Origin of the sequence: Alkalicoccobacillus porphyridii (assembly GCF_007293315.1) — a bacterium.
In the GTDB taxonomy this organism is placed as follows: Bacteria; Bacillota; Bacilli; order Bacillales; family Bacillaceae_D; genus Alkalicoccobacillus; species Alkalicoccobacillus porphyridii.
Map to the genome: position 1 here is coordinate 1 of NZ_VLXZ01000341.1, position 250 is coordinate 250.

Below are 250 nucleotides of genomic sequence, written 5' to 3' on the forward strand. Positions count from 1 at the left end.
CCAGCAGGAAAGCAGATAGATAACCAGTGCAGTAATATTGCCAGGCGGTGTTGAGGGCTTTTCGTGCACATGTGCCGCTTTACTTCGCAGATAACGCCCAAAAGGTGCGCCAATAACAGGGAGCTGTGAAATCCATTCGCCAATTCGCCCGGACGATTGCCCGAGATAAATGTGTTCTGTTGGCATTCTTGCTGCCAGTTCATTTACCAGGCTTGCCGTGAGGGTCGATTTACCTGAACCATCACATCCT

General features: G+C 50.4%; 1 protein-coding gene. It reads right to left on the reverse strand.

The genetic code is table 11. The features are described from left to right. Window positions 1–250: hypothetical protein (locus tag FN960_RS24515; protein ID WP_221936873.1), on the reverse strand; the 250-nt coding region annotated here is incomplete at both ends.